Consider the following 19,256-nt stretch of genomic DNA (forward strand, 5'->3'; position numbering starts at 1 on the left):
ATGTTTTCGCGTTTCACACTGGCCACGTTAACGGCCACACTCCTGCTCACCGGCTGCGCGCGTCATGCTGCCAGCGACAGCAGCGCTGATGCTGCCGCCGCAGAAGCCCCGGCTACCGCTTCCGCTCCGGTCGAAAACAACGACAGCGCTTCGCCGTTTGCCAGCGGACCGACCGTCATCAATGTCTCCCATCTGGTGACGCGCACCGACGATGGCTCATCCGTGTACGTGACGGTGGATGGGCAGGAAGCCGGACTGCTGCAAAAGGGCGAGAGTAAAGAGCTCCGCGTCCCGGCCGGTAAACACCAGATCGGCGGCTACGTGCAAACACTGTTTGGTTTTGGCAAAGTGACCATTCCTGCGGTCGATGTCACCACAGACACCAATGGCCCGAAAAACGTGGTCTATTCCGTTACGCGGCAAAAACCGCAGTTCAGCGAAAGCGCTGCCACGCCAAACAACTCCTGATTGACTGTGGTGTGGGCCAGATGTCGGCACCGTTGACCTCAGACTGGGGCAGGGCGTAATGCGCTCTGCCTGAACGGTCAGATAATTAAGTCGACATGCTGGCCACCCGGCATCTTTACACCCAGCGTCAGCTCTCCACCCAGCGCCTCAATGTAGCGCTTCAGCGTGGAAATCTTTAACTCTGCGCCACGCGCTTCCATTGCCGCCACAGATGACTGGGCAATGTGCATGGCCTGCGCTTGCTGACGCTGAGTCCGCTGCATCTGCTCACGTAATTGGTAAAGCTGGTATTCAAGACGCATCTGGCTGACGCGTTCATCGACCTGATGTTGCTGTTCGGGCGTCAGCGCCGCCAGCATCTCATCCAAGGTTTTCATTATGTGTTTCCCCGATTGCGTTCAGATGATGATGGTATTCGGTTTCGGCAATGCGAAGCATCTGCTGATAGAAACGCTTTTGATTTTTACCCTGTTTGTTGCCGGCACACAGCACAATCGCATGGCGGCGCGGATCGAAAACAAAAAAGCTGCGGATGGGACGACCTTTACTTTGCACGCGAAGCTCTTTCATATTGGGCACCCGCGATAACATCAGGGTATCAACGAAAGGGCGGCCAAGATGCGGACCGTCCTGCGCCAGAAGCTTCAGGGCGGCAAGCACGTCGAGACGCAACGCTTCATCCTGAGCCTGCAACCATTTCCAAAACCGATCTGTTGCTTCAACCTGCCACACGATGCCATCCTTGATAGTCTGTAGTCTATTTTATCGTCTGCAGTCTATCAAGGCTCGCGGATTAAAAAATCCGTGACAGGGAATTTATCTCATCTTTCGCATCTGGCTCGCAAAAACAGCGGTAAAGCGCAATAAGCCATCAGTGCATCAACGCATACACGACATCAATCGCGTTGATGACCAGGAAGAACAGGATAATGTGGGTGAGGGCATTAACGGACATCGCTTTGGGTTGAGACATCATCAGTCCTGAATAATTAACGTGAATACAGTGAAGTAACGTTAAATATTACCTGTTAAGAATAAGATTACTATGCTGTGCCACGGTTATCAGAGGTGCCGGACGGCTGCGTTTCATGCGCGGGTTCAGAAGGCACAGCATTTCATTTGCTTGCGGCCGCGCGTCCTTAATTTTAAAGATAAATCGCAGAGGGATTCGCCTGATGGCTGGCCCGGATTGCATGGCTAATGGCGTCGAGGCGCAGCGGTGAGATTAAATCGCCGGTAAGATTTGCGCCGTCAGAGTGCGTAAATGTTCACGCAGTAATTGATGTAAAGCGCGAATCGCCGGCGAGAATTGTTTGCGATGCGGGCAGATTAAATGCAGCGGCGTGCTTTCGCCTGGCAGCTGCGGCAGCACCCGTTCCAGCCGGCCGTGTCTGATATCGTCGCAGACATCAAGCCAGGATTTATAAGCAATCCCCATCCCGGCAATCGCCCAGCGGCGCGCCACTTCAGCGTCGTCGCACAGCAGTCGGCTTTTCACCGTAATCTGTCGCCGCATCCCTTCCTGCGGAAAAGTCCATTTATCATACACGTGACCGCCCATGACAAACGGCAGACAGTGATGCTGTGCCAGATCCTCGAGTTTTTCCGGACGGCCATGTCGATCAAGATAATCGGGTGCGGCGACCATCACACGGCGGTTTTCTTCCGCCAGCGGTAGCGCGACATAGCTGCTGTCCTCCAGCTTACCGTAGCGAATAGCGATATCCACCGGATCGCGGAACACGTCACTCACCTGATCGGAAAAGGAAAGACGCAATCCGAGCGCCGGATGTGCCCGGCAAAATTCTGTCAGTAGCGGCAGAATAATATGACGACCGATGTCAGATGGTAGGGCGATTTTCAGCTCGCCGCTCAGGGCATCGTCGTGGCTTTGCAGACTTTCCGCACCGGCGTGCATTAGCGCCAGCATCTCCTGCGCGAACGGCAGATACTTTTCGCCTTCCGCTGTTAAACGCAGGCTGCGCGTCGATCGCGCAAACAGGCGGCGATCGAGATCGCGCTCCAGCCGCTGAATGGCGGCGCTGACCTGACCGGGCAGCAGGTTGGTTTCGCGCGCTGCGCGGGAAAAGCTGCCCAGCGCGGCAGAGCGCACAAACAGGGTGACATCTTCTAAACGAATCATCGACGTTCTCGCCATTATCGGGATTTTCACTCTACGAGTGAAAGTGTTGTCCTGCAACAGGCATTTTTCCCGGCGCGATGTCTGGCTATGCTGCTGTCAACACCCTGAAAATATTCACTCACCTGGAGCCTGTTGCATGAAAGCGATTGTTTATAGCCAAAACGGTTTACCGATTTCAGATGAAAATGCGTTGTATGAACTGGACGTGGCAAAACCGCAGCCAGGCGCACGCGATCTGCTGGTAAAAATCAGCGCGATTGCGGTCAACCCGGTTGATACCAAAGTGCGTGCTGGCGCCCCGACAGACACGCCGCGCATTCTCGGCTGGGATGCGGTGGGCGTGGTCGAGGCGGTGGGCAGCGATGTCACGCTGTTTCAGCCCGGCGATGAAGTTTACTACGCTGGCGACATCACACGCGCTGGCAGCTATGCCGAGTACGGACTGGTGGATGAACGCATCGCCGGACTCAAGCCGCGCACGCTGAGCGACGCCGATGCCGCCGCGCTGCCGCTGACGTCTCTTACCGCGTGGGAACTGCTGTTTGATCGCCTGGAAATTGATGCTGCCGACGAAGGCACATTGCTGATCATCGGCGCGGGCGGCGGCGTGGGTTCGATGCTGACGCAGCTGGCGCGCAAACTGACCCGACTGACGGTCATTGGTACCGCCTCTCGCCCGGAAACTGCCGACTGGGTGCGCTCGCTGGGTGCCAATCATGTTATCGATCATCAGCGTCCGCTTGGTGAGCAGCTGGCAGCGATTGGCCATAAAGAGGTGCGCTACGTGGCCTCACTGACCCATACCGACAGCTACTACCCGCAGTTGATCGATGTGCTGGCTCCGCAGGGCAAACTGGCGCTGATTGACGATCCGGAAACACTGGATGCGGTGCCGCTGAAGCGCAAAGCCATCTCGCTGCACTGGGAACTGATGTTTACCCGCTCGCTGTTCCATACCGCCGATATGCAGCGCCAGCATCAGATTCTACAGCAGGTGAGTCAGCTGATTGACGATCAAACCCTGCAGACCACCGCTGGCGAGCATCACGGCAGCATCAGCGCGGCCAACCTGCGTAAAGCGCATGCGCTGATTGAAAGCGGTCGCGCACGCGGCAAGATTGTCCTTAGCGGCTTTTAAGTCATTAAAACACGTAAGGTTAACCGTCCGTCAGCCCGGGCGGTTATGGTAGCGACTTTGCTATTTATCTGCGCTCTGGCGCAATCTTCAATCAGGAGACTCTCATGACCCTTAATGATGCGGTTGCCCGCCGTCACACCGTAAAAGCTTTCTCTGCGGGCAAAACGCTGCCGCAGCAGGAGATCGACACGCTGCTTAACCTGCTGCGCAACAGCCCGTCATCGGTTAACTCGCAGCCGTGGCACTTTGTTGTCGCGTCGACTGCGGAAGGGCGGGAAAAGATGGCGCAATCCACCAGCGGCGCGTTCATTTACAACAACCCTAAGGTGCTGAACGCCTCACACGTGATTGCGCTGTGCATGCGCACCGATCTGGATGAAGCGCACCTGCAAAATGTGCTGGCGCAGGAAGAGAAGGACGGGCGTTTTGCCAAACCCGAAGCCAAAGCCGGTCAGGATAAGAGCCGCCGCAGCTATGTGGATATGCACCGTTATGAGCTGCGCGACGTGCCGCAGTGGATGGAGAAACAGGTCTATCTGGCGCTGGGCGGACTGTTACTGGGCGCCGCGATGCTCGGCATTGATGCCACCCCGATGGAAGGCTTTGATGCGCGCGCACTTGACCAGGCGCTGGGCCTGCGTGAACAGGGCTTTACCAGCGTGGTGCTGGTTTCGCTTGGCTATCGCAGTGAGGAAGATTTCAACGCCACGCTGCCGAAATCGCGTCTGTCGCAGGACGAAATTTTCACGTTTATCTAAGGGACTTAACCAGGTGCGCACCTGCGCACCTGCGCGCTTAACGTGGGAACCGCAGGCAGAAACGGGTAATGCCGTGTTCGCTGCTCATCGTGCAACTGCCCTGATGCAGTTGCATGATCCCGCGCACGATCGACAGACCCAGTCCGCTGCCGCCCTGCTGGCGTGACGCATCGGCGCGCCAGAAGCGGTCAAACAGGCGTGCCTGCTGCGCCTGACTTAGCGTCGGCCCCTGATTCTCCACCACCAAAAGCACGGCGTCTGGCTGCGTGATACTGGAGACGTGAATGGTGCCGTCGCGCGTGCCGTAATGCAGCGCGTTAGCGATCAGATTCGCCAGCGCGCGCTGTAACAACTGCGGATCGGCGTGCAACTCGCCGTGAAGCGAGATGACAAGCTGCATGCCATGCTCTTCCGCCATGCCCTCAAAATAGTCACTCAACCGCTCACCCAGCGGTGTCAGATCGATACGTTGTCTGTCCAGCGCCTGGCTGGCGTCTGCGGCTTTGGCGAGAAACAGCATGTTATCAATCATCTTCGCCAGCCGCTCCAGCTCCGCATAATTGGAACCCAGCAGCGTTTGATACTCGCTGACGCTGCGCGGCTGGTTTAGCGCCACTTCCGTCTGGCCAAGCAGCGTGCCAATCGGCGTGCGCAGATCGTGTGCCATGTCCGCTGAGACCTGGCTAAGTTGCTGATAACCTTGCTCCAGCCGGCTCAGCATCTGGTTGAGCGCCGCCAGCAGCGGTTGCAGCTCGCCTGGCGCACTGGTCAGTTCAATGCGATGCGACAGCCGCCGCACGTCGATCACCCCGGCTTCCGCCGCCAGCCGGCGCAGCGGCGTCAGGCCGCGGCGCACCAGCAGCACACTGATCGCGGCGACCAGCAGCGCCGCCAGCGCGGTGCACAGGATAATCTGGTGGCGATAGCCGGTGAGGGTCTGCGTGCGGTCGCTCATCAGGCGACCGGTGATGATTTCGATCTGGCCGCTGCCATCGCGCGTTGGTGTTAACGCGGCGGCGGCGATAAACGGCGTGCCGTCCGCCGCCTGCTGATGGTGGACCGATTGCAGGGTTAACGGCTGATCGGCGGCGACCGGCGTAATGGCTGGCACCGGACGCGCGCCAGGATTGATCACGATTAGCGGCGGCTGGCCGGGAAAGCGCAGCACCAGCAACGATTCGGTATTGCCCAGCATGTTGGCGAACAGCCGCGGCTTCTGCTGAATCAGCGTCAGCGCATCTTCATCGCGCAGCAGCGTGCGCATTTGATCGATGCGCGTCAGCAGGGCTGCGTCATCGCGCACGCCGATCTGCTTCGCCAGTGCGTGATACAGCGCCATGCCGCTGAGTGTAAAAATGACCACCACCGTAGCACTGAGCAGTAGCGAAAGGCGGACGGCGAGCGAGCGGGGTTTCATGTTTCAGCTTCGCAGCGATAACCGACACCGTGCACGGTATGAATCAATGGTCGGGTAAAAGGGCCGTCAATTTTCTGCCGCAGCCGTTTTACCGCCACATCCACCACGTTGGTGTCGCTGTCAAAATTCATGTCCCAGACGCGCGATGCAATCACCGTGCGCGTCAGTACCTCGCCGGGATGCAGCAGAAACAGATGCAGCAGATTGAACTCTTTGTTGGTCAGGTCGATGCGCTGTCCGGCGCGCTCGACCCGGCGACGGGCAATATCCAGCTGCAGATCGGCCAGCGTCAGGATGTCGGGCAGCTTTTGCTGGCTACCGCGCCGCAATTGGGTGCGCACGCGCGCCAGCAGTTCGGCGAAGGAGAAGGGTTTGACCAGATAGTCATCGGCACCCAGTTCCAGCCCTTTGATGCGATCTTCCACCGTGCCTTTGGCGGTGAGGAAAATCACCGGCGTGTGCAATTGCTTATCCAGCTGCGCCATCACCTCCCAGCCATTGATGCCGGGCATCATCACATCCAGCAGAATCAGATCGTAATGGTGCTCCTGCGCATAAAACAGGCCATCCTGACCGTTTTCCGCCACGTCGACGATAAAACCGGCCTCGGTCAATCCTTTGCGCATGTAATCACGCGCCCCGGCTTCATCTTCTATCACCAATATTTTCATGCGATCTCCCGGCAGTGGCGGCCGCTTGCTGATGGCGGGCAGTATAACGCGGGTTAGCATAGAAAACCGAGGCTGACAGCGGCATGAGCCCCTGATGACAAAATCATGACAGAGCGTTAAGTAAAACTTAATGGCGCGACAAATTTCGCTAACCCATTAACATATATAAGAATTTGCTCTGCATTTTTGCGCGCTTTTGATGGTGGCGTCAGCGGCATCGTGTTATTACAAGGTTAAAACCTGTGAGATAGCCTGCCGGAGAGCATCATGAAAAAGCGTTGGTCTTTTGCCTTACTGTTGTCACTCAGCGCCCTCAGCCAACTGGCTGCGGCGCAGCAGACGCTGCGTTTTGGCGTCGATCCCACTTTTCCACCGTTCGAATCCAAAGCCAGCGATGGCTCGCTGCAGGGTTTTGATATTGATCTGGGCAATGCCATCTGTGCGCAGGCCAAAGTGAAATGTCAGTGGGTGCAGATTGGCTTTGACGGCAGCATTCCGGCGCTGCAGGCGAAGAAATTTGACGCCATTCTGTCGGCGATGTCGATGACGGAGAAGCGCCGCGAGCAGGTGGCGTTCAGCGATATGCTGTATATCACGCCCAGCGCGCTGCTGACGCCTGCCAACAGCACGCTGACGGCGGATATCAGCACGCTGCGCGGGAAGAATATCGGCGTCGCGCAGGGCACCATTCAGGAAACCTACGCCAAAACGAAATGGGCACCGCAGGGCGTCAACGTGGTCTCGTATCCGAATCAGATGGAGATCTACCCGGATCTGGTAGCGGGTCGACTCGATGCCAGCCTGGCAAATGCGGTTTCGGCCGAGCAGGGCTTTCTCAACACGCCGGAAGGCAAGGGCTATGTCAATAAAGCCACGCTGGTGGATAAAGCATTATTGGGCAACGGCGTGGGTATCGGGCTGCGTAAAGGCGATACGGCCAATCTTACTTTAATCAACAATGCGCTGGCTGCGCTGCACAGCAACGGCACGTATGACCGGCTGGCGCAGAAGTACTTTAAGGTTAAGGTTTATCCCTAATCGCAGGGCGATTTGCCTTCATTACGCACAGGAAAATCATGTCTTTACTCCCTGATTATACTCAGCAGAGGGCGCGATTCCTGGCCGCCGTCACGCGCCAGCACGGCGCGCTGACTGCCTATCGCCATCCGCTGACCGCGCCCGACGGGGCCGCGCTGTACACCGACGTCGCGGTGATCGGCGATCCGGCGGCCCGCAAACGCATGCTGATTCTCTCCGGTACACACGGTGTGGAGGGCTATTACGGTTCAGACAGCCAGATCGCCTGGCTTGATAGCCTTGATGTCGCCGCGTTACCGCCCGACTGCGCCCTTGTGCTGGTCCATCTGCTAAATCCATGGGGCGCTGCGCATCTGCGGCGCGTCAATGAAGACAATATCGATCTCAACCGGAATTTCATCGATTTCAGCCAGCCCGCACCCGCTAATCCGCACTATGCGCTATGGCACGATCTGTACCACGGCGACCGCGCACATGCCGATCGACTGCTGGCGGAGACACTGCAGCAGTCAGGCTGGCCGGCGCTAAAACGGGTGGTGGAAGCGGGCCAATATCAGGCAGCAGATGGCCTGTTTTATGGCGGGCAGCAGCCGACCTGGTCGCACCGCACGCTGCACGCCATTGTCGAACAGCATCTGCGTCAGGCGCAGGTCATCCTGAGTTTCGACCTGCACACCGGTGCCGGCGCGTGGGGCCATCCGATGCTGCTGGCGATTGCTGAACAGCGCTATCCGGCGCATGACTGGGGCAAAACGTTATACGATGAGTGGCTGACGCTGCTGTTTACCGGCGCCGGGCGCGACAGCGACACCGGCGTGACCGCCACGGCAACGGGCTATGTCTCGCAGTTTCTGCTGACGTCGCTGCCTGACACGCAGCTGCTGCCATTGGTGGTGGAGTGCGGCACTTATCCGGGCGAAGAGATGCATCGCCGGGTGCGCGACGATCACTGGCTGCATCTGCAGGGCGATCCGGCAAGCCACGCCGGACGCGCGCTGAAGCAGCAGCTGGTGGAGGGGTTCTGGCCCGCCGATGAGGACTGGCGCGCCTTAACTGCGTTTCGTACCCGGCAGATTTTCCTGCGCGGCTGGCGCGCGCTGGTGGCTTACAACCGGCCGTAAAAGGTCATGCGCGCGGTTTCGGACAACGCGATACCGGGCTGGGTGTTGTAGGCCAGCACCGCCAGCATACGCGTGACATCGCCTTCGGTGGGCGTCACGCGGTGCAGCGAATTACGCCCGCGAAACAGCACCAGGTCACCGGCATCAATCTCCAGCGCCTCGACCGTATGGCGCTGATCGAGCACGGCGGCGACGCCGTCGTAGTTCATCTCGCCGGCATCCGCATCGCGCAAATCTTTCACATACTCAAATACACCGCCGCCGCGCGGTTTTTGCACCAGCAGCGTGATGGCGAAAGAGGAGTTGTCAAAATGCCAGCCGAGTTCCTGGCCGTCAGGCGCGTAATGCAGATTGATGGACGACAGCGGGTCGGCATACGGATACAGCGCGTCTTCGTCCAGCACATCACACAGAAAGCGTTTAAACAGTTCGTCATTGTACAGCTGGCGCAGCGGCGATTCCGCCGCAATCACATCGTCGGTAATGCAGCCTTTGGTGCTGATCACGTCACGATTGCGCGGATGATCGGCACGGTACGCCTCGTCCGGCTTCAGCAGATAGACGTTGTGCTTGCTGACGGTGTGGTAAGCCAGATGGCGCTGGGCCAGCCCGTCAGCCACGATCGCCTGCAGCGCAGCCGGTTGCAAAAACTGACGCAGCACCAGCGCGCCGTGTTGCTCCAGCTGCTGGCGACAGTGCCGACGCCAGTCGGCATCGGCCAGGGGGTGCAAATCAAATCGAATCAAAGCAGACATCGCGGTGGTTCTCTGAGTTGGCAGGTGTAGAGACTGTAACGGCCTGATATGTTGATGCCTAACGATAAATATTTAACGCCTTGCTAAGGAAACCTTAATGCCTGCACCCGCGTCGCGTTTGCCGAAAATCAGCGTGATTCAGTCGTTCAAAGTGGCGGCGGAACTTGGTAGCCTGGCGAAAGCCGCCGCACAGCTGGCGCTGACGCCGGCTGCCGTCAGCCAGCAAATTCGTCAGCTGGAAGCGCAGCTGGGCAGCGCACTGTTTGTGCGTACCCAGAGTGGCGTGATGCTGACGGAAACCGGCAAAGAGTATCTGCGCTACGTCAGTGAAGCGTTCGACATTCTGCATCTGGGGCAACAAAATTTGCGCCATGCGGCCAGCATGCCAAAGCTGACGCTCTATTCACTGCCGGCGCTGGCATCGAAATGGCTGCTGCCGAATATCACCGCCTGGCGGGCTCACTGTCCGGGCTGCGATCTCAGCCTGCACGGCACTCATGCGCCGGTGGATTTCAGCGCCACACCGGCAGATTTTGTCATCTGCTTTGGTGAGGATCGCTACCCGCAACTCGACAAGCAACGGCTGTTCTGTGACGAGGTGCTGCCGGTCGCCAGTCCGGCGCTGATACAGCGTTACCCGGGCGAATCGTTGCTAAGCCAGGCGCCGTTGATCCATCTGGACTGGGGCAATGAAGGACGCTTTCTGCCCGACTGGCGCAGCTGGTTTCAGGCCAAAGGCAGCATGGAGCCGGCGGTCCAGCCTGCATTCAGCTTTAATCTCACCTCCCTGGCCATCGACGCGGCGGTAGCCGGGGCCGGTGTGCTGCTGGGGCAGCGTCGCCTGATTGCCGGCGAACTGGCGCGCGGCGCGCTACAGGTGGTGGATCCGCTCAGCCTGCCGCTGAGCAAACCCTATTTCCTCGCCTGGCCACAGCGCTCCCGCAGTCAACCCGGCAGCGAGGCGCTGATTCAGTGGCTGACGCAGCTGGCGAGTTAACAAATTGTTAACTGCCGCAGCGTTCTGCGACAGGGATTGCCCTATGCTGATGCGCTTTGTGCGCAGTTGCGAAGAAAGGGAGTTCAGGCACGATGATCGAGTCCTCATTCTGGCTGACCACGCTGGTGGTCAGCATCACAATTCTGCTGTGGGCGCTGGCGCGGTTGCCGGAATATCTTACCGCGCTGCTGTTTTTTGCGGCGGCGATGCTGCTGTCGATAGCGCCAGCCAGCAGCGTATTCAGCGGTTTTGCCTCCTCAGCGTTCTGGCTGGTGCTGAGCGGTTTTGTGCTGGGCGCGGCGATCCGCAAAGTGGGCCTTGCCCAACGCTGGGCCAACTGGCTGGTGGTGCCGTTCAGCCAGAGCTGGCCGCGGATGGTGGCGGGCACGGTGCTGCTGAGTTATCTGCTGGCGCTGGTGATGCCGTCGAACATGGGACGCATCGCGCTGCTGATGCCGGTGGTGCTGGCGCTGGGCGAGCGGGCCGGTATCCGGCCGGGCAGTCGCGGCAGCATTGGGCTGGCGCTGGCGGTGGGCTTCGGCACCTTTCAACTCTCTGCCAGTATTCTGCCCGCCAACGTGCCAAACCTGGTGCTGAGCGGCGCGGCGGAAAGCGCGTATCAGCTGCATTTGCAATGGCTGCCGTGGTGGCTGCTGCACATGCCGGTGGTGGGGCTGGGCAAAGGTATTCTGCTGGTTGCCTGCATTACGCTGCTGTTCCGCGCTCAGCCGCAGCCGGTGGCAACGCGGGAAGCATTGCCGGCGCTAAGCGGGCGCGAATGGCGGCTGATTGGCCTACTTGCCGTCACGTTACTGTTGTGGATGACCGACAGCCTGCACGGCTTATCTGCTGCGTGGGTCGGGCTGGCCGCGGCGTGTCTGTGTTTGTTACCGCGCGTGGGCTTTCTTTCGGGCGACGATTTTGCCAGCGGCGTCAATTTCCGCACCTGCATCTATATCGCCGGCATTCTCGGCGTCGCCACGGTGGTGGTGGACTCTGGCCTGGGGCGGCTCATCGCCAATGCACTGCTTCACCTGCTGCCGCTGCATGATTCGCCGTCATTCAGTAATTTTGCCGTGCTCAATGCGCTGGTGACGCTGCTGAATTTTGTGCTCACCGCCAACGGCGTGCCGGCGATGGTTACGCCGATGGCGCAGGAGCTGGCTGCCGCTTCGGGCTTTCCGCTACTGAGCGTGGTGATGTTGCAGGTTTTTGCCTACGCCACCCCGCTGCTGCCATATCAGGCGTCGCCCATCGTGGTGGCAATGGGGCTGGGGAATGTGCCTGCCAGAGCCGGTTTGCAGCTGTGCCTGCTGGTGTTTGTGCTGAGCGCGCTGCTGCTGTTACCGCTGGATTATCTGTGGTTCCGGCTGCTAGGCTATGCCTGATACGCCGTCAGAGGTCACGAATTCGCTATGTCAGCTACTAACGATTGGGTTGATTTCCGTCGCGATGAGGAGACGGGCATCGAAAGTGTTAACGCGCACTTCTGCGGCCACGCTTACGATCCGCATGACCACGACGAATTGCTGGTCGGTGTGACGCAGCAGGGGCTGCAGCGCTTTAACTGTCACCGCGCGCTACACACCAGCACGCCGGGCCGCGCTATTCTGATTGAGCCGGGCGCGGTACACGATGGTCACGCGCCCGATGCCGCCGGTTTTACCTATGTGATGCTTTATCTGCCGCAACCCTGGGTGGCGGAGATGATGCAGCGCCGCGGGCTGGGCGATGTGGCGAATATTCAGGGGGCATTTCGCTCCACGCTCACCGATGATGCGCAGCTGGCCAGTGCGATTCAGCAGGCATGGTTTGCGGTGCATCAGCGGGAAGGGCGGCTGGCGCGCGATCAGAGCCTGGATCATCTGCTCACGCTGCTGTCCCGGCATCTGGAAAATAAACCAGGCATGCAACTCAGTGACGCTCAGCGGCAGATGCATCTGCTGCGTGACTATCTGCACGATTTTATGGCGCAGGATATCGGGCTGGACGATCTGTCGCGCTTGTCCGGCATCGATCGTTTCCGCCTGACGCGCCAGTTTAAGCAGGCGTTTGGCCAGTCGCCGCACGCCTATCTGGTGCGGCTGCGGCTGCGTAGCGCGCGTGCGCTGCTGGCACAGGGCGTTGAGCCAGTGCAGGTCGCAGCGCAGGTGGGCTTTGCCGACCAAAGCCATCTTGGCCGCTGGTTCCAGCGCGCTTATCGTCTCACGCCCGCCGCCTATCAGCGCCAGTGCACAAACGTTCTATACCGCTCTATGCCGGCTATCCGATGATGGGATTTTTAATCCTCACCGGAGAGTTCTGACAGATGTTTGATACCAAAATTGCCCTAATCGTACGTGATGATTTAGCCACCTGGCAGCGCCTGAATGTGGTGGCTTTTCTGGCGACCGGCATTGCGGCGGCCGCGCCGGAGATGATGGGTGAACCCTACGTCGACGCGCTCGGTCGTCAGTACGGCAACATGGCCGGCCAGCCGATGCTGGTGTTTGCCGCCGATTTAGCCGGCCTGCAACGGGCGCATCGCCAGGGCGTAGAGCGCGAGTTAACGCTGATTCCCTACGTCGAAGCGATGTTTTCCACCGGCCACGATGCCGCCAACCGCGCGGTGTTTCTGGCCGAAGACGCCGATAATCTCAACCTGGTGGGCATCGCGCTGCGCGGCCCGAAAAAGGCGGTGGATAAAGCCATCAAAGGGCTGGCGCTGCACGGTTGAACGGCGGGTGCGCCTGTTCAATCTGTTCTGCCGCCATTAACAGCACATCTTCCCGCTCGCGCAGCGCCAGAAGCTCCAGGCCGATGGGTAACCCTTCCGTACTCAGGCCGACCGGAATGCTGATTGCCGGTGCGCCGGTGACGGCTGAGATCAGCGCGTTGCTGCCAGGCTGTAACTCGCCATGCTTCACTGGCGGATGGCGGACTACCGGATAAGCGAGCAGGTCGATCTGCTGCTGCTGAAAAAACTGCGCCAGCTGCTGATACAGCCTCTGCTGGCGCAGCTGCACCTCGCGATAGCCGTCACTCTGCATGCCGGGATGCTGCGCGCGGGTTTTGAAGGTGGCCTCCAACTGGGGATGATAGCGTCCTGAAGCGGCAATCGCCGCCAGCGTGCGCAGCGGTGCCTGCGGTTTATCCGCCAGCCAGGCGGCCAGCGCGTCGGCAAATTCATAGGCAATAATATTGGCTTCCGTCGCCAGCGTCTCCAGCTGCGGCCAGCTCAGCATGCGCGGCTGAAACGGTGCCACAGCATCCTGCACCGCCTGGTTAATCTCCGTTTCCTCTGCGGCAAATCCTTCCTGCCAGATACCGATGCGCAACGGCCGGTCGGGACGGGAAAAACGCTGGCCCGTGAGTATTTCACTGATCAGCCGCAAATCGGCCGCGTAGCGCACCAGCGGTCCGGGGATATCCTGGGTAGGCGACAGCGGCACGATGCCAGCACTGCTCAGTGCACCGCGCGTCATACGTAAGCCGAACAGGCCATTGAATGCGGCCGGAATGCGCACCGAACCAGCGGTATCACTGCCTATCGCCAGCGGCACGAAGCCTGCGGCCACCGCCACGGCTGAACCGCTGCTCGAACCTCCCGGAGAACGGCCTTGCTGCCAGGCATTATGGGTGAAGCCGTTCAGCGACGACGCGCCGGTGATGCCTGCCGCCAGTTCATGCATGGTGGTTTTGCCGATGAGGATTGCGCCAGCCTGACGCAGAGCCGTAACCAGCGGTGCATCCTCGCTGGCAATTACATCGCGCAGCAGCGCCGAACCGGCACTGGTCGGCCAGCCTTTGACTTCAATGTTGTCTTTAATCAGTAGCGGAATACCGGCCAGTGGGCCAACTGGCGCATTCTGCTGCCGTGCGGCATCGCTGGCAGCGGCCGCAGCCAGCGCGTCATCGGCAGACAGCCAGCTGATGGCGTTGTAGCGCGGCTGATCCACGTCAGCAATGCGCTGCAGCGCAAATGTGGTGAGCTGGCGTGCGCTCACCCGGCGCTGGGCCAGCGCCTGTTGCATATCCCCCAGCGACGCGGTGAGGTAATCAGCGTATTGCATGGTTCAGGCCTCCACAGGAATCCATTGCCGCTCTGGCGAAACCCGGCCGCACGAACTGCTGGCAAAGTGTGAGCTGCACCAGAGTGCCTGATGGCTGATGCACCAGTCTATAAGTAACTGACGTGACGTTACGGCGCGTGGTAAATCCTCACAAAAAACTGAGTTCCATTGCGGATGTGCAAACTGAACTGGATGATGCATCACATCACCGCTAAATACCGCGTGGGCACCGGCGCTTTGCAGCACAATTGAAGCGTGATCGACGCTGTGACCCGGCGTCGGCATATAGCGCAGCACACCGGCAAACAGCGGGGAGTGCTGCACATCAATGGTTTCCAGCTGGCCGCTCGCCAGCAGCGGCGCAAGGCTATCGTGGTACAGCGCCTGCATTGACGGCGTGCTGCGGCACTGTGCCAGTTCACGCGCTGAACAGATGTAACGCGCATGACGAAACATCGGCTGCCAGCGGCCAGCGCGCCAGCAGGTATTCCAGCCGACGTGATCGGTGTGGATATGCGTCATCAGCACCAGCGTCACTTCATCAGGGGCGACGCCCGCTTCGGCCAGACGTTGCGGCCACGCGGTTTGCAGCTGGTGAAACAGCGGCTTGTTATCGCGGTTGCGGCCATTGCCAGTTGCGGTATCAATCACGATGGTGTCGCGAGCGGTGCGCACCAGCCAGCTATGGATGGATATCTCTGCCGGCTGCTGTGCCAGCGTGTCGCTCATCGTCTCGCGGTGTGCCGGAAACAGCGCAGCGAAGGGGAGTGAGCTGATCTGCTCGATCACTTTATCAATGCTGCATTCACCTATGTGCAGGGTCATATTGCCTCCTTAAAGCGTGGTGCCTGTTACTGCAGGTCACTATACTGAGGGCTATGTCATTATTTAAATCGATTAGAATCATGAAAAGCATCAATGAAAATGATTTCAGCAAAATCGACCTTAACTTATTGATTGTGCTGCTGGTCATGTATGACGTGCGCAGCGTAACTCAGGCGGCAAACCGGCTTTATCTGGGGCAGCCGGCGGTCAGCGCGGCATTAAAAAGATTGCGGGCAATGTTTGACGATGCGCTGTTCGTGCGTTCCTCGCAAGGCATGATGCCCACGCCGCGCGCAGAGCAGCTGGTGCGGCAGATCGCACCGCTACTGCAGAGCGTCCATCGCGTTATTTTCACTGCCGATCGCTTTGATGCCGCGCACGATAGCCGCAGTTTTACGCTCGGCATGAGCGACTGGCTCGAGCACTGGCTGATGCCCGATTTACTGCTGCAGCTGGCCGACTCGGCTCCGAATATTGATATCCGGGTGGTGGCTGCCGATCCGTGGCAGGCCATTCCGCTGATGGAGTCGCAGCAGGCTGACGTGGTGGTGACCGTCGGAGAGGAAACCAGCCGCGATCTTACGCGGGAGCACATTGCGCGCGCCGGCTTCCGCACGGTATGGCATCGCGGACAAATTGACCTTGCGCCACCGCTGACGCTGGCGCAGTTCGTGCAGTATCAGCATGCGCTGGTCTCCTATCGCGGCGTGAGTGAAAGTGCGCTGGACGCCGCGTTAGCCCGCGAGGGGCTGACGCGCCGCGTGCGTTATGTCACGCCGCACTTCTCGGTGTTACCGCTAATGTTGCAGCGTCTGCCGCTGTTCGCGACCGTTCCGCAGGGACTGGTGCAGGCATGGCAACAGCGCTATGCGCTGAGTACGGCGGCGGTGCCGATCGGCATGCCGGATTATGCGCTTTCGCTGCTGTGGCATAACGCCCGGGCCGAAGACCCGGCGCACCGCTGGCTGCGCGCCACGCTGCGTCAGCTGATCGAACGCAAGCTGGCGTGAAATGCTTACCACGGCACTACGCGGCCGAGGTAATCGAGATAGTGCAGGCCGCCGCGTCCGGTCTGGCTTTCCACCGTGTTGAGCAGATTTGGGATGCTCTCCTCAATGCTCAGTCGCGCCCCGGCGCCACCCATGTCGGTGCGCACCCAGCCGGGGGCCAGCAGCAGTAGCGTGCGTGCATCGTCGTGACGCGCGGCGAAGCTGCGCATAAACATATTCAGCGCCGCTTTGCTGCCGCGATACACCTCGTAGTTGCCATGGGTGTTGTTGGTGAGACTGCCCTGGCCGGAGGACATCACCGCCAGCGTGCCGCGCGCGCTGACGTTGTTTCTGAAGGTTTCCAGCACGCGCAGCGGGCTCAGCGCGTTGGTTACCATTACGCGAATAAACTCTTCCGTCGACACATCGGCAAGGGTTTCGCGATCGTCATTTTTCACGCCCGCGTTGACCAGCAGCAGATCGAACTGCTGGCCGCTTAGCCGCAGATGCAGGGCGTTGACCTCTGCTGGCACGGTGATGTCCACGCTCTCCACCTTCAGCTGCTGCGGGTAGCGCTGCGCAAGCTGTTGCAGCGCGTGAAGGGAGTGCTGGCGGCCGGTCGCCACCACCTGATAGCCACGCTGCAGCATATTCTCCGCCAGCGCGAAGCCGAGGCCGCGCGAAGCACCAATTAATAAAGCACGGGAAGCCTTGTTCATAACCCTCTCCTGGTTTTGGGGTGAGTGAAAAGTCTACCCTTGCATGACAACAGGCGGAACGCGCAGCATCTGCATAGATAACCTGCAGCAAACGCCTTGCCAGATGGCGCTCAATCGATAAGGATGATGCGATGAATACCGTCGATTTGAATTTACTCCCTGCGCTGGATGCGCTGCTCAGTGAAGGCAGCGTAGTGGGCGCTGCGCGTCGCCTGGGGCTGAGCGAGTCAGCGATGAGCCGCACGCTGGGGCGACTGCGTGCTGCCACCGGCGATGTGCTACTGGTGCGCGCCGGGCGCGCGATGGTGCTGACGCCACACGCCGAAGCGCTGCGCAGCCAGGTGCATGCCACTTTGCAGGACACGCAGGCGCTGCTGAGTCCACCCGCGCAACGCTTTGCTGCCGCCGAGCTGCAGCGCCACTTCACGCTGCGTACCAACGAAGGATTTGTCGAAGCGTTTGGCAGCGCGCTGATCGCTGCAGTCCGCGCACAGGCGCCCGGCGTGCAGCTGCGCTTCATGCCGAAAGCAGAGAAAAATGATCGACCGCTGCGCAGCGGCGACGTTGATCTGGAGATTGGCGTACTGGGCAATATGGGACCGGAGATTCGGCTGCAGGCGCTGTTTCGCGATCGCTTCGTCGGCGTGGTGCGCGCCGGGCATCCGTTACTCGCGGACGTGACGTTGGCGCAGCTGGCCGCATATGGTCACATCGTGGCGTCAAGGCGCGGTGAGCTGGGCGGACCGGTGCATGAGGCGCTGCTCGCCGCCGGTTTTACCCGTCAGGTAGCGGCCGTGGTACCCGCTTTTTCCACTGCCGTCGCGCTCACGCTGCACAGCGACTGGCTGGCGCTGGTGCCGCATACGCTGTGCCTGCACCATCCGCTAATCAAAGATAATCCGGCGTTTGCGATGTTTGAACTACCGTTTGCCACGCCAGAGGTGACGGTGTCACAGCTATGGCATCCGCGACTGGAGCAGGATGCCGCACACCGCTGGTTGCGTGACACGGTGCGGCAGGTGTGCCGCGCTTAGATCAGCCGCCGCGCACCGATCCGCGCCATACCACATCAGCCTGATACAGTAGCGTGTCGTGCTGCTGCTCACTCTGCGGCGTAAAACCACTCTCTGCCTGTTCTGTCTGCGTCAGCCACGCGATGGCGTCGCGGGCAAAGCGCTCCACCGGCTGGGCGAAGGTGGTGAGATTGTAAGAGGACCAGCCAGCCTGCGCGATATTGTCATAGCCGATCAGGCACAAATCCTCCGGCACGCGCAGCTGGAAACGGTGGCGCGCTTCATCCATGAAACCGCAGGCCATCAGGTCGGTGACGCAGAACACTGCGTCCGGGCGCTGATGACGCGTCAGCAGGCGATGCGCCAGAATCTGACCGCTCTCATACGAGGTGGTGCCGAACCGCTCCACGCTGACCGTCAGTCCGGCGCGCTCCGCCACAGCGATAAACGCCGCTTCGCGTTTGATCAGGCTCGGCGTACCGGCCAGTGAATTGGCGAACGCCAGCTGACGGCAGCCGGCGCGCTGAAATGCCATCACCGCCGTTTCGGCCGCCGCCTGCGCGTCGAGGTTAATGCTGAGCGAGCCCGGCAGCGCTTCGTCGCGGTTGATCAGGATGATGCGCTGACCGTGCTGATAGCACTGGCGGGTGATGGTGCGATCCGGCATGCCGGAAAGGATGATGGAGGCGTCGGCGCGAAAATTGATCGCCTGCAGCAGCGCGGCGGAGACGCTGTTGTCGGAACGATCGGTATTTATCAGCATCGCCACTTTGCCTGCTTCCTGTAAAAACTGTGTCAGCCAGCGCACCAGCGTGGCGCGGTAAGGCGTGGCGATTTCAGAGACAATCAGGCAGACGATGCCGCTGCGGTTGCGCACCAGCCCGCGCGCCAGGTGGTTAACGTGATAGCCCAGCTCCTGCGCCGCTTTCATCACCCGGGCACGCGTGGCTGCAGAAACGCTGGCACCGGGCGTAAAGGCGCGCGACACCGCCGAACGCGACACGCCCGCGCGATCCGCCACATCCTGCGCGCTCACCCCGGCTTTGTCATTCTGCATCTTCAACTCCTCACAATTACGGCTGAAAAGCAGTCTGCCGTAAATTGCAAAGCTGTGCAATTTGTCTGCGATCACATTTGTTGCATTTTTGTGAC

General features: G+C 60.0%; 21 protein-coding genes. 11 read left to right on the top strand and 10 right to left on the bottom strand.

What is annotated here, in order from left to right:
* Complete coding sequence (locus C1N56_RS19340) at positions 1-468, top strand: hypothetical protein (protein WP_058759022.1); 468 nt, start codon at positions 1-3, stop codon at positions 466-468.
* Positions 469-545: 77 nt separating this feature from the next.
* Here the strand turns inward: C1N56_RS19340 and C1N56_RS19345 are convergent, their stop codons facing one another.
* From C1N56_RS19345 to C1N56_RS19355, 3 genes are all read right to left on the bottom strand, one after another.
* Complete coding sequence (locus C1N56_RS19345) at positions 546-845, bottom strand: helix-turn-helix domain-containing protein (protein ID WP_021508926.1); 300 nt, start codon at positions 843-845, stop codon at positions 546-548.
* The gene (locus C1N56_RS19350) at positions 829-1,200 is read right to left on the bottom strand and encodes a type II toxin-antitoxin system RelE/ParE family toxin (protein ID WP_058770321.1); all 372 of its coding nucleotides are present in this window, start codon (positions 1,198-1,200) and stop codon (positions 829-831) included. The genes C1N56_RS19345 and C1N56_RS19350 overlap by 17 nt, the downstream gene beginning before the upstream one ends.
* 493 nt (positions 1,201-1,693) lie before the next feature.
* The gene (locus tag C1N56_RS19355; RefSeq protein ID WP_394517596.1) at positions 1,694-2,611 is read right to left on the bottom strand and encodes a LysR family transcriptional regulator; all 918 of its coding nucleotides are present in this window, start codon (positions 2,609-2,611) and stop codon (positions 1,694-1,696) included.
* 136 nt (positions 2,612-2,747) lie between these two features.
* Here C1N56_RS19355 and C1N56_RS19360 point away from each other — a divergent pair, with 136 nt between their 5' ends.
* Entirely contained in the window at positions 2,748-3,749 is a 1,002-nt protein-coding gene (locus C1N56_RS19360; protein WP_394517597.1) for a zinc-binding alcohol dehydrogenase family protein, read from the top strand.
* Between the two features lie 104 nt (positions 3,750-3,853).
* Complete coding sequence (locus tag C1N56_RS19365; RefSeq protein WP_021508932.1) at positions 3,854-4,507, top strand: oxygen-insensitive NAD(P)H-dependent nitroreductase NfsB; 654 nt, start codon at positions 3,854-3,856, stop codon at positions 4,505-4,507.
* A gap of 37 nt (positions 4,508-4,544) precedes the next feature.
* Here the strand turns inward: C1N56_RS19365 and C1N56_RS19370 are convergent, their stop codons facing one another.
* Positions 4,545-5,924, bottom strand: a complete 1,380-nt coding sequence (locus C1N56_RS19370) for a heavy metal sensor histidine kinase (protein ID WP_394517598.1) — start codon at positions 5,922-5,924, stop codon at positions 4,545-4,547.
* A complete protein-coding gene (locus tag C1N56_RS19375) occupies positions 5,921-6,595 on the bottom strand; it encodes a heavy metal response regulator transcription factor (RefSeq protein WP_059009258.1) in 675 nt (224 codons plus the stop codon). The genes C1N56_RS19370 and C1N56_RS19375 overlap by 4 nt, the downstream gene beginning before the upstream one ends.
* 267 nt (positions 6,596-6,862) lie before the next feature.
* Between C1N56_RS19375 and C1N56_RS19380 the strand changes: the two genes are divergently transcribed.
* The gene (locus C1N56_RS19380; protein ID WP_021508935.1) at positions 6,863-7,633 is read left to right on the top strand and encodes a transporter substrate-binding domain-containing protein; all 771 of its coding nucleotides are present in this window, start codon (positions 6,863-6,865) and stop codon (positions 7,631-7,633) included.
* 38 nt (positions 7,634-7,671) lie between these two features.
* Positions 7,672-8,754, top strand: a complete 1,083-nt coding sequence (locus tag C1N56_RS19385) for a DUF2817 domain-containing protein (RefSeq protein ID WP_394517599.1) — start codon at positions 7,672-7,674, stop codon at positions 8,752-8,754.
* Here C1N56_RS19385 and C1N56_RS19390 read toward each other — a convergent pair.
* Positions 8,739-9,509 (bottom strand): HalD/BesD family halogenase, encoded by a 771-nt coding sequence (locus C1N56_RS19390; protein WP_222952173.1) that lies wholly within the window; start codon positions 9,507-9,509, stop codon positions 8,739-8,741. The two genes, C1N56_RS19385 and C1N56_RS19390, sit on opposite strands and share 16 nt — an antisense overlap.
* Before the next feature lie 97 nt (positions 9,510-9,606).
* Here C1N56_RS19390 and C1N56_RS19395 point away from each other — a divergent pair, with 97 nt between their 5' ends.
* The 4 genes from C1N56_RS19395 (at position 9,607) to C1N56_RS19410 (ending at position 13,222) form a co-directional block, all read left to right on the top strand.
* On the top strand, positions 9,607-10,506 hold the full coding sequence (locus C1N56_RS19395; RefSeq protein WP_394516547.1) for a LysR substrate-binding domain-containing protein: 900 nt from the start codon (positions 9,607-9,609) through the stop codon (positions 10,504-10,506).
* A 92-nt stretch (positions 10,507-10,598) separates the two neighbouring features.
* Positions 10,599-11,894: an SLC13 family permease gene (locus C1N56_RS19400; protein WP_394517600.1), complete on the top strand. Its 1,296-nt coding sequence runs from the start codon at positions 10,599-10,601 to the stop codon at positions 11,892-11,894.
* A gap of 27 nt (positions 11,895-11,921) precedes the next feature.
* On the top strand, positions 11,922-12,779 hold the full coding sequence (locus tag C1N56_RS19405; RefSeq protein WP_104187537.1) for an AraC family transcriptional regulator: 858 nt from the start codon (positions 11,922-11,924) through the stop codon (positions 12,777-12,779).
* Between the two features lie 35 nt (positions 12,780-12,814).
* Positions 12,815-13,222: a DUF2000 family protein gene (locus C1N56_RS19410; protein ID WP_058770312.1), complete on the top strand. Its 408-nt coding sequence runs from the start codon at positions 12,815-12,817 to the stop codon at positions 13,220-13,222.
* Here C1N56_RS19410 and C1N56_RS19415 read toward each other — a convergent pair.
* Positions 13,197-14,558 carry an amidase gene (locus C1N56_RS19415; RefSeq protein WP_394517601.1) on the bottom strand — a complete coding sequence of 454 codons (1,362 nt, stop codon included), beginning with the start codon at positions 14,556-14,558 and terminating at the stop codon, positions 13,197-13,199. The genes C1N56_RS19410 and C1N56_RS19415 overlap by 26 nt on opposite strands.
* Positions 14,559-14,561: 3 nt before the next feature.
* Positions 14,562-15,383 carry an MBL fold metallo-hydrolase gene (locus tag C1N56_RS19420; protein WP_394517602.1) on the bottom strand — a complete coding sequence of 274 codons (822 nt, stop codon included), beginning with the start codon at positions 15,381-15,383 and terminating at the stop codon, positions 14,562-14,564.
* Between the two features lie 80 nt (positions 15,384-15,463).
* Here C1N56_RS19420 and C1N56_RS19425 point away from each other — a divergent pair, with 80 nt between their 5' ends.
* On the top strand, positions 15,464-16,393 hold the full coding sequence (locus C1N56_RS19425) for a LysR family transcriptional regulator (RefSeq protein ID WP_264444131.1): 930 nt from the start codon (positions 15,464-15,466) through the stop codon (positions 16,391-16,393).
* Positions 16,394-16,398: 5 nt separating this feature from the next.
* On the opposite strand, the gene C1N56_RS19430 is transcribed toward C1N56_RS19425, so the two are convergent.
* Positions 16,399-17,091 (bottom strand): SDR family NAD(P)-dependent oxidoreductase, encoded by a 693-nt coding sequence (locus C1N56_RS19430; protein ID WP_058776064.1) that lies wholly within the window; start codon positions 17,089-17,091, stop codon positions 16,399-16,401.
* Between the two features lie 131 nt (positions 17,092-17,222).
* Here C1N56_RS19430 and C1N56_RS19435 point away from each other — a divergent pair, with 131 nt between their 5' ends.
* Complete coding sequence (locus tag C1N56_RS19435; RefSeq protein ID WP_058776063.1) at positions 17,223-18,125, top strand: LysR family transcriptional regulator; 903 nt, start codon at positions 17,223-17,225, stop codon at positions 18,123-18,125.
* Position 18,126: 1 nt separating this feature from the next.
* On the opposite strand, the gene C1N56_RS19440 is transcribed toward C1N56_RS19435, so the two are convergent.
* Positions 18,127-19,161, bottom strand: a complete 1,035-nt coding sequence (locus C1N56_RS19440; RefSeq protein WP_058759034.1) for a LacI family DNA-binding transcriptional regulator — start codon at positions 19,159-19,161, stop codon at positions 18,127-18,129.
* Positions 19,162-19,256 lie beyond the last annotated feature (95 nt).

This window comes from Pantoea sp. SGAir0175 (assembly GCF_043547855.1).

Coding starts and splice junctions, on each gene's coding strand:
- C1N56_RS19340 (WP_058759022.1), top strand. CDS start 1: ATGTTTTCGCGTTTCACACTGGCCACGTTAACGGCCACACTCCTGCTC.
- C1N56_RS19345 (WP_021508926.1), bottom strand. CDS start 845: ATGAAAACCTTGGATGAGATGCTGGCGGCGCTGACGCCCGAACAGCAA.
- C1N56_RS19355 (WP_394517596.1), bottom strand. CDS start 2,611: ATGATTCGTTTAGAAGATGTCACCCTGTTTGTGCGCTCTGCCGCGCTG.
- C1N56_RS19360 (WP_394517597.1), top strand. CDS start 2,748: ATGAAAGCGATTGTTTATAGCCAAAACGGTTTACCGATTTCAGATGAA.
- C1N56_RS19365 (WP_021508932.1), top strand. CDS start 3,854: ATGACCCTTAATGATGCGGTTGCCCGCCGTCACACCGTAAAAGCTTTC.
- C1N56_RS19370 (WP_394517598.1), bottom strand. CDS start 5,924: ATGAAACCCCGCTCGCTCGCCGTCCGCCTTTCGCTACTGCTCAGTGCT.
- C1N56_RS19375 (WP_059009258.1), bottom strand. CDS start 6,595: ATGAAAATATTGGTGATAGAAGATGAAGCCGGGGCGCGTGATTACATG.
- C1N56_RS19380 (WP_021508935.1), top strand. CDS start 6,863: ATGAAAAAGCGTTGGTCTTTTGCCTTACTGTTGTCACTCAGCGCCCTC.
- C1N56_RS19385 (WP_394517599.1), top strand. CDS start 7,672: ATGTCTTTACTCCCTGATTATACTCAGCAGAGGGCGCGATTCCTGGCC.
- C1N56_RS19390 (WP_222952173.1), bottom strand. CDS start 9,509: ATGTCTGCTTTGATTCGATTTGATTTGCACCCCCTGGCCGATGCCGAC.
- C1N56_RS19395 (WP_394516547.1), top strand. CDS start 9,607: ATGCCTGCACCCGCGTCGCGTTTGCCGAAAATCAGCGTGATTCAGTCG.
- C1N56_RS19400 (WP_394517600.1), top strand. CDS start 10,599: ATGATCGAGTCCTCATTCTGGCTGACCACGCTGGTGGTCAGCATCACA.
- C1N56_RS19405 (WP_104187537.1), top strand. CDS start 11,922: ATGTCAGCTACTAACGATTGGGTTGATTTCCGTCGCGATGAGGAGACG.
- C1N56_RS19410 (WP_058770312.1), top strand. CDS start 12,815: ATGTTTGATACCAAAATTGCCCTAATCGTACGTGATGATTTAGCCACC.
- C1N56_RS19415 (WP_394517601.1), bottom strand. CDS start 14,558: ATGCAATACGCTGATTACCTCACCGCGTCGCTGGGGGATATGCAACAG.
- C1N56_RS19420 (WP_394517602.1), bottom strand. CDS start 15,383: ATGACCCTGCACATAGGTGAATGCAGCATTGATAAAGTGATCGAGCAG.
- C1N56_RS19425 (WP_264444131.1), top strand. CDS start 15,464: ATGAAAAGCATCAATGAAAATGATTTCAGCAAAATCGACCTTAACTTA.
- C1N56_RS19430 (WP_058776064.1), bottom strand. CDS start 17,091: ATGAACAAGGCTTCCCGTGCTTTATTAATTGGTGCTTCGCGCGGCCTC.
- C1N56_RS19435 (WP_058776063.1), top strand. CDS start 17,223: ATGAATACCGTCGATTTGAATTTACTCCCTGCGCTGGATGCGCTGCTC.
- C1N56_RS19440 (WP_058759034.1), bottom strand. CDS start 19,161: ATGCAGAATGACAAAGCCGGGGTGAGCGCGCAGGATGTGGCGGATCGC.